The sequence below is a fragment of the Pseudoalteromonas sp. SG43-7 genome (assembly GCF_014164295.1).
GTDB lineage: Bacteria > Pseudomonadota > Gammaproteobacteria > Enterobacterales > Alteromonadaceae > Pseudoalteromonas > Pseudoalteromonas rhizosphaerae.
This window is the reverse complement of the sequence record NZ_JACJEY010000140.1, coordinates 1-1,353: the sequence shown is the minus strand read 5'-3', so window position 1 is coordinate 1,353 and position 1,353 is coordinate 1. Positions and strand designations below refer to the sequence as shown.

The following is a 1,353-nucleotide window of genomic DNA, read 5'->3' as shown; positions in this document are numbered from 1 at the left end:
TTTATTTTAATTAGCTAACGGTGGATTTAGATCACTGGATCCGCCGTAGGATAAGAATGTGCTACTGGCGGCAGTGGCGCTCTTTATAAAAAATAGCACGCACTAAAGTACGCAGTTTAATGAAATTAGGGGTCAGTGAGAGACTCGCCATAGCCTGTGGTATCACCAGTACCAAAAGTAGGCGCTTGGAAGCGAAGGCCCTTGTAGAAGCTCAAAAACAAAAGGAATTAACATTGCATTAGGCAATGATTACTTAGCTTCACAAGGTTTAGCGTCATTAAGAGATATTTGGATCAATATTCACTACGGGAGATGAACCGCCCATTGCGGACCCGCATGATGGGTGGTGTGGGGGCTGGAGGTTAGAGACCTCCGGCTACCCGATTATGTGGTTGTTTTATATATCTAAGTTGATTTGCTCTGCGGTTAATATACGACTTTTTAGTCGATCGCGAGTTTGTTGATTAAAACGTCCTTTGACCTCTTCAAGGTGAGTTATCAATTCCGAAATTTCATCATCTCGCTCAACAATTAAATACCTAATGTCTTCAGGTTCAAAATGAAGTCCAATATGACTAATTGAGGAGTTTAATTCTCTTTTCTGTTTTTCAGTCTTGATCGAACTAATAGGAACAAATGGAGCTATCGAAGAGCTATTATTGATAGAGAGAGATAACGAGCTGTTATCTAGTGGTGGTACATAACGCCATTCACGCTCATCAGCAAACCTGTATTTCTCTATTTTTCATGACCCTTTCTTTGAAGAGGTGCTTCATAATTTTTAACAAAACGATAAGTGTTAAAAATATTCATATAATCTGTGGTAAGTTCATCATAATCACCACTTTCTTCGAACTTTCTGCGGTGAGCGTGAATGCCATCTAAACCTTTGATAAGCCCTTCTGTAAAGGGTGAGTGCTGGCTGATATAAAGAACAGGATTGAGTCCATTTCGATTTGCCCACTCCTTAGTCAAGCCAATACCATAATGACCATATTTACTCATATGGCTACTAACTTCAGACAATTTTAGGTCACAAAACGAAACCATTGGAACTCCAATTTCTCTTGACCGACTTGTTCCAATTATTTTTTCTCTAGCATATGAGATTCTGAACGTATTTTTTAAGATACCAAACATTGCTTCTCGACTGCAGAAATGGAATAAAATCTCTGGATATAGACTTTTATTTTTACTCATAATTAATACCACCAAACTCGAGAACCACATAGACATAATGACTCCCACACGGTGTTAGCCTCCGCTTTTCGTGGGTTAGCTTAATTCAAAGCCAGAGCCATAATTAGTTTATCAATTAACTAAACAGCAGAGGCTAACATGAATAAACATAGC

General features: G+C 38.7%; 2 protein-coding genes and 1 pseudogene. 1 reads left to right on the top strand and 2 read right to left on the bottom strand.

The features are described 5' to 3' along the window. Positions 1 to 20: 20 nt before the first annotated feature. A pseudogene (locus tag H5200_RS24225) lies at positions 21 to 316 on the top strand (hypothetical protein); the annotation flags it as partial. A gap of 81 nt (positions 317 to 397) precedes the next feature. Here the strand turns inward: H5200_RS24225 and H5200_RS24525 are convergent. Together H5200_RS24525 and H5200_RS23130 are read right to left on the bottom strand one after the other, a co-directional pair. Further along, positions 398 to 742, bottom strand: a complete 345-nt coding sequence (locus tag H5200_RS24525; protein WP_404936385.1) for an abortive infection system antitoxin AbiGi family protein — start codon at positions 740 to 742, stop codon at positions 398 to 400. After that, positions 739 to 1,236 (bottom strand): abortive infection system antitoxin AbiGi family protein, encoded by a 498-nt coding sequence (locus tag H5200_RS23130; RefSeq protein ID WP_182762826.1) that lies wholly within the window; start codon positions 1,234 to 1,236, stop codon positions 739 to 741. Before H5200_RS23130 ends, H5200_RS24525 begins: the two co-directional genes overlap by 4 nt. Between the last annotated feature and the right edge of the window lie 117 nt (positions 1,237 to 1,353).